Origin of the sequence: Candidatus Avelusimicrobium sp., from assembly GCF_051874775.1 — a bacterium.
Taxonomy (GTDB): domain Bacteria; phylum Elusimicrobiota; class Elusimicrobia; order Elusimicrobiales; family Elusimicrobiaceae; genus Avelusimicrobium.
Map to the genome: position 1 here is coordinate 61,824 of NZ_JBJEGE010000009.1, position 6,073 is coordinate 67,896.

Below are 6,073 nucleotides of genomic sequence, written 5' to 3' on the forward strand. Positions count from 1 at the left end.
ATCCTGAATTTATTTCAGGATCCAGTCATCCGGTTTCAGGATCCAGTCACCCGGTTTCAGGATCCAATAAAACAGGTTTTACGCTGCTTGAACTGCTGGCCGCCATACTCATTATCACCATACTAACCGCCGCCGCGCTGCCGTATTACTACAACGCGGTAGAGAACGCGCGCATTACCGAAGTGGTAATGTTATGGGGAAGGCAGAAAAATTTTGCGTCCGGCCGCTTTATGTCGCAAGAACAAGCCGACCGCATGACAAAACGCCTGCAAGAGGAAAAACTTAAAAATTTTACGGGAAACATCATCTGCCGCGGCGGGGATAGCGCCAACACCCCCTGCTGGGAAGCCGTATTCACCCAAATAAACAGTAACCCGCACGCCGCATACGAACTGACTACCGTCAACAATTTTATGCGTCTTGCGTGCGTGCCGCTTAACCCTGCGGGAAAAGATTTCTGCCAAACGCAAGCCGAGGGCGGCCCGATAACTATAGACGGAAAAGAGGCTTATTTAATCCGCTAGGTTCTCCGCACAGAAAAAATTTTAGTCCGGCAGACAATATATTTTGGAAACACCCGGATACCACCCTGCATACGCCCCGCATTCCTTTCCGCCAAACGATTGGCACAGTTCGCGTCCTATATTTCCGTCGGAATCTCGCGGAAAACAAATCTTTTTGCCGGGCCAAATAGAAGCAAAATTCAACTGCCACTGCCAACGGAGCCATAGTTTAGAATTACTGACGGTCGCGAGAACGGCATAATAATTGGGGTGACTAAAATTGCCGGTGGAAAGAGTATAGGCTGTATTCATGCCGCCGATGTTACACTGCGCCGAAATGCCGTTAACCGTGCAGGAAGACGGGAGAGAAATATCTAACGCCTCCCAATCGGTTGTATATTCTCCGTTTTCCATATAATAGCGTTCTTCCGCGTCTTTAATAGCACGCAGCAAAACCAACGCATTGGCGTGGCGGCTTTTCAGCACGGCTTTTTGATATTGCGGCAAGGCAACGGCGGCTAAAATGCCGATAATTAATACAACCACGAGCAATTCAATTAACGTAAAACCCATTTTACTGGACCCTGAAATCGGATGACTGGATCCTGAAACAAGTTCAGGATGACGGCAACAATGTATAGCCGTCAGTTCAGGATGACGGCAAGACGTAAAACCTTTAATCGTATGGTCATACTGAACTTGTTTCAGTATCCAAGCGGAAGATTTTATTTTATTAACGGCTGGATCCTGAAATAAATTCAGGATGACGGCACCAAAACCTTTCATATTCGTTTTCTCCATTAAAAAAGTCATCCTGTCTCTGGCGGCCCGCAGGGTCAGAATCTGCCGATTGTAAGGAACAAAGGGAGATCCCGTGCAGAAACATCACGGGATGAACCTATGATATCAAAAAAAAAAAACAAAACAAGCCCCACATACGGCGCCCTTTCCGCCTCCTTTTTTCCGCGGCACAGAAACACAAAAAAGGCGGAGGAAGATAACTCTTCCTCCGCCTGTATGTTGCAAAAAAATGCTACCGCTCGTCGCGCACGATATAACCGAATTTTTCCAGCATTGTCGTGTTATTGCGCCAGTCGGGCGACACTACCACGTTCAGTTCCAAACGGTACTTTCGGCCCAAAAATTCTTCCACACGTTTTTGTGCGCGCTTTCTCAGCTCCGCAATCGCCGCGCCGCCTTTGCCAATTAAAATCGGCTTTTGGCTCTCGCGCTCGACGTGAATGTTGGCGCGGATATAGTTTTTGGGACCTAAATCTTCAGTAAAGGTTTCAATTTCCACGTATGTGCTGTACGGAATTTCTTTTTTGTACAACAGGAAAATCTGCTCGCGGATAAATTCCGCCGCATAAAACCGTTCCCAGCGGTCCGTCCATTGGCCTTGCGGAAAATACGCGGGACTATAGGGCATAGACGATACCACCGCTTCTTTTAAAGCTTCTACCCCTTCGCCCTTTGCGGCGCAAATACGGAAAGTTTTCTCAATGGGTAAATCCGCCTTTACGCGCGCTTCCAACGCATCCAATACGGCGGAATCTTTCACCAAATCGGTTTTGTTCAAGACGAGAAAAATAGGACAGTAAACGGTTTTTAATTTTTCCACCAGTTTGGCGTTAAGCGCATAATCGGCGGACGCGTCCACCATAAAAAGCACCAAGTCGGCGTCCTCGCCTACAGCGCGGTCCACGCACGCGGCCATCGTTTGCTGCAGCTTATACTGCGCGGATAAAAACCCCGGGGTATCCACAAACACCACTTGGTAATCGTCCCCGTCCGCAATCGCCAAAATGTTTTGGCGCGTCGTCTGCGGCTTGTAAGACACCGCTGAGAGAAGCCCTCCCGCCAAGACATTGAGCAGCGTAGACTTGCCCGCGTTGGGAAGTCCGGCAAGCACGGCAAAACCGCTTCTGAATTTTTTTTCGTCCATAGATGTATTATACCTATTTTTACCGCAAAAAACGCCGCGGGCTCTCCGGCAAGCGGCGCAAAATACGCCTTTTAATTCACACGCGTTACTCAGTAATATAGCTGTCTACGATTTCGCCAATAAAAAAAGCGTGGTAATTTTCCGGTTTTTTGGTATACCACAGTTCGTTTAATGCTTTATCAAGCTTCTCCTCCCCCATCATACGGTCGTACACCAGTTTACATTCATAATGCATACCGGCTACGTTAAGTACCGGTGTATTGATGACTTGGGCAGGACAAACCGTCAGTCCGCTGGCAGCCAGCTTATCCATTTTGCGGCCTGACTCCTGCCCGCAGACCGCCAAAGCAGCGGGAGGCAACTCCCCATACGGGAACGTGACTGTAAATTCACGGGATTTCTCCAACAGTTCATACGTAAACCGGCTTTTGCGCACCATCGCGATAAATACCGGCAGCCGCCACATTACACCTACCGTTCCCCACCCGATGACCATTGTGTTCACCTTGTCTTCCCACTTAGTGGTCAGAAAGGCGGCTTTGGACAAAATGCCTAAATTCTTTTCCGCATTGAAATTGTACGTTACTCTTTGCATAATAGATTTTCCCCCTGTTTTCAGTTTACCTAAAAAACACCATAACACAAGCCCTATTTTGGGTTATATGTGAAGTCAAAATCCCCGCGGGGCATAAACGGCCGCGCGGGGATTTTTTATATTTTACTACCGATGTAAGTTGATGAACGCAGCAGCTTCAATACCCGCCTTCGCACCCGATCCCGCGGCGATGACCGCTTGGCGGTAATATTTGTCCGCGCAGTCTCCTGCGGCAAAAATACCCTCAATAGTAGTATGAGTACGCTCATCCGCCAGCACAAGGCCGTTGTCAGCGAGCGCCACCAAAGAATCTTTTAAAAATTCCGTCTGCGGCACCGCACCGATTGCTACGAAAAGTCCGGCGCAAGAGAGATCAGTTTCTTCTCCCGTTTTAACGTTTTTTACCCGCACGCCTTCTACCGCATCCGTTCCTAAAATTTTAACGGGAACGCTGTTTAAAATCAGTTTGATTTTAGGATTATTTTTGACTTGTTCCACCGTCACTTGGTCAGCGCGGAACGCGTCGCGGCGGTGAATTAAATTAACTTCCGTGCAAAATTGCGCCAGAAACAGCGCATCCTCAAACGCCGTATTTCCGCCGCCTACGATACACACTTTTTTGCCGCGCATAAAAAATCCGTCGCACGTGGCACAGGCGGACAAACCTTTACCTTTAAATTCTTTCTCTTCCGGCAAATTCAACCAACGCGCAGTGGCTCCGGTAGCGATGATAATGCTTTTCGCCTTATACTCTTTACCGCCCGAACACAAGACGGTAAACGGACTCTTTTCGCCGGAAATATGTTCCACCTCATCGGAGGTAATTTCCACACCCAACCGTTTGCATTGTTTGTGCATAGCGTCCATCATTTCAAACCCGCCGACGGGGTTTACAAATCCCGCGTAATTTTCAATTTCACTCGTCTGCAACAGCTGTCCGCCCGGGATTGCCCCGCCCGCCACAACCGTTTTTACACCGGCGCGCACCGCATAAATGGCCGCACTGCAGCCTGCGGGACCCGCACCGATAATCAATAAATCCGTTTCAATCATAAAGCCAAAAACTCCTTAAATAATTTTTCAAAAAACTCCACCGGAAACCCCACCACGTTCGTGCGGCTGCCGACGATTTTCTCTATAAATTTATCGTCATCGTCCTGCACCGCGTAGGCGCCGGCCTTATCTAAATGTTTGCCCGCCATTTGTTCCAGTTCAGCGGCGGACAATTTGCGTGCCTTACACTTGGAAACATCGTGACCAAACAGCATTTTCTGTTTCTCCAAACACATCACGCAAACGCCCGTATAAACGCTTTGCCACGAACCGTTTAATTTGTTTAAAATGCGCAGGGCATCCTTTTTATCCTTCGGTTTACCGATAACTTCCCCCTTGCAGTACACAAGCGTATCTGCGCCGATGACCACGGCCGCAGGATATTTTTTGGCTACGTCAAATGCTTTTTTTACGGCCAAATCTTTCACACGCGCCGCGGGGCGTTTATAATCCGTACGCTCCGGACTTTGGGAAGGAACAATTTCAAAATGCTGCCCCAGCTTTTTTAACAACTCAATACGACGGGGCGACTTGGAAGCCAAAATAAGCCGCATATTATTTCTTCACAAATTTGGAAATAATGATATATCCCAGCATCAAACCGATAATGCCGCAAACGGTTACGTGCAGGGCAATCGGATGCACGCCAATAGCATATACACGCGTAAGCGCACCGTCCATTTGCTGGGGCAAAAAAGAAGCCAGTTTTTCCAACCCGAGGGCGATTAAAGCCCCCACAATAAGCGTTAGTACGGCAAAAACAATTCCTCTCATACTATCTCCTGACTAATTTAAAGTGATTGTATCTTTTTTAATCGGCACAGGCACATTGGTTTTTCCGTCCTCTTCCGGTGTAAGACTGCGGCGCATAGACCAAAACCCGATCCCCGCCAACACCGCCACCGCCCCCACAATTAACCACGGGCCGGCCAGTAACCGCGGCGCTACATAATCGCCCAACAGTCCCGCCCCGAAAAACCCCAGCGAGGACCCCAAATTATAAAACACCATCAGCATACCCAAATACCGCCCGCGCGTATCGCGCGACGCAATGTTGGACACCATCGTCTGTTCCCCCGGGGAAACAATCAATTCTCCCACGCCGGCTAAAAATACGCCCACGGCAATCAGCGCAAACGTATCAAAAAATCCCACCGAACCAAACCCGACGGCATAAAGCAAACAGCCGATCAGCATAGCCGTAGACAGCCGCATTTTGGCCATAATTTTGGTAGCCCAATACTGTAAAAATACAACGACAAGCCCATTGATGGTAAAAAACCAGCCGATATAATTTTCCGGCATTTGCAAATACTGTTTACAATGAATGGAAAGCCCGACGACCAGCTGCGAGTTGACTGCCGTAATCAGCACCACATACAAACAAATTTTGGCAAGGCGCGAATCTTTTAAAGACGTCAGCGCGGAAACAAAACTCGGCTTGCGGGATTTGCACGGCACGTGCTTGTCCGTAATCAAACGGCCCAAATACAAAATGGTGGACGCATACAAAAGCGCGGTAAAGAAAAATGCCAAGCTGTACGAATACCGCACCAAAAAGCCGCCTGCCGCAGGACCGAGCGCCCAGCCGATATTCAGCCCGATACGCAAAATACCGAACGCTTCCACGCGTTCTTTGGGGGAAGTGTTGTCCGTCACCCACGCGTTGGACGCCGGACGGAAAAACGCGCCCAAAAACGTAGTTAAAAAATAACACGTCAGCATCCACCCCACTTGGGCGTTAAACTCAATACACAGCCCCAGTGCAAACATCGCCACAATTTGAGAGAACAACCCCCACATCATCACTTTTTTACGGCCAAACGCGTCGGCCAGTTCGCCGCTGATGAAGCTGGAAACACAGCGGGAAAGACCGGCCAAGGCAATCACCAGCCCTGCCATAGCGGGCGACAGGTGGCGCTGGCTGATAAGATAAATGGTAAAAAAAGGCAGCGATAAGCCGTATCCAAACAGCAA

At 49.0% G+C, this 6,073-nt stretch carries 8 protein-coding genes; 1 reads left to right on the plus strand and 7 read right to left on the minus strand.

The annotated features are described in order from the left end of the window. Positions 1-524 (plus strand): prepilin-type N-terminal cleavage/methylation domain-containing protein (locus tag ACI351_RS02060; protein ID WP_439733597.1); only part of this gene is annotated, 524 nt, incomplete at its 5' end. Between the two features lie 21 nt (positions 525-545). Here the strand turns inward: ACI351_RS02060 and ACI351_RS02065 are convergent. The 7 genes from ACI351_RS02065 to ACI351_RS02095 all read right to left on the minus strand — a co-directional run. Next, positions 546-1,289 carry a type IV pilin protein gene (locus ACI351_RS02065; RefSeq protein WP_439733598.1) on the minus strand — a complete coding sequence of 248 codons (744 nt, stop codon included), beginning with the start codon at positions 1,287-1,289 and terminating at the stop codon, positions 546-548. Between the two features lie 247 nt (positions 1,290-1,536). Further along, entirely contained in the window at positions 1,537-2,448 is a 912-nt protein-coding gene (gene era, locus ACI351_RS02070; RefSeq protein WP_439733599.1) for a GTPase Era, read from the minus strand. Positions 2,449-2,533: 85 nt separating this feature from the next. Further along, entirely contained in the window at positions 2,534-3,043 is a 510-nt protein-coding gene (locus ACI351_RS02075) for a flavin reductase family protein (RefSeq protein ID WP_439733600.1), read from the minus strand. 126 nt (positions 3,044-3,169) lie between these two features. Beyond that, positions 3,170-4,096: a thioredoxin-disulfide reductase gene (gene trxB / locus ACI351_RS02080; protein ID WP_439733601.1), complete on the minus strand. Its 927-nt coding sequence runs from the start codon at positions 4,094-4,096 to the stop codon at positions 3,170-3,172. Next, positions 4,093-4,650, minus strand: coding sequence for a Maf family protein (locus tag ACI351_RS02085; protein WP_439733602.1), 558 nt, complete (start codon positions 4,648-4,650; stop codon positions 4,093-4,095). Before ACI351_RS02085 ends, trxB begins: the two co-directional genes overlap by 4 nt. A gap of 1 nt (position 4,651) precedes the next feature. Further along, positions 4,652-4,870, minus strand: coding sequence for a hypothetical protein (locus ACI351_RS02090; protein ID WP_439733603.1), 219 nt, complete (start codon positions 4,868-4,870; stop codon positions 4,652-4,654). Positions 4,871-4,882: 12 nt separating this feature from the next. Further along, on the minus strand, positions 4,883-6,073 hold a 1,191-nt coding region (locus ACI351_RS02095), incomplete at its 5' end, for an MDR family MFS transporter (RefSeq protein ID WP_439733604.1).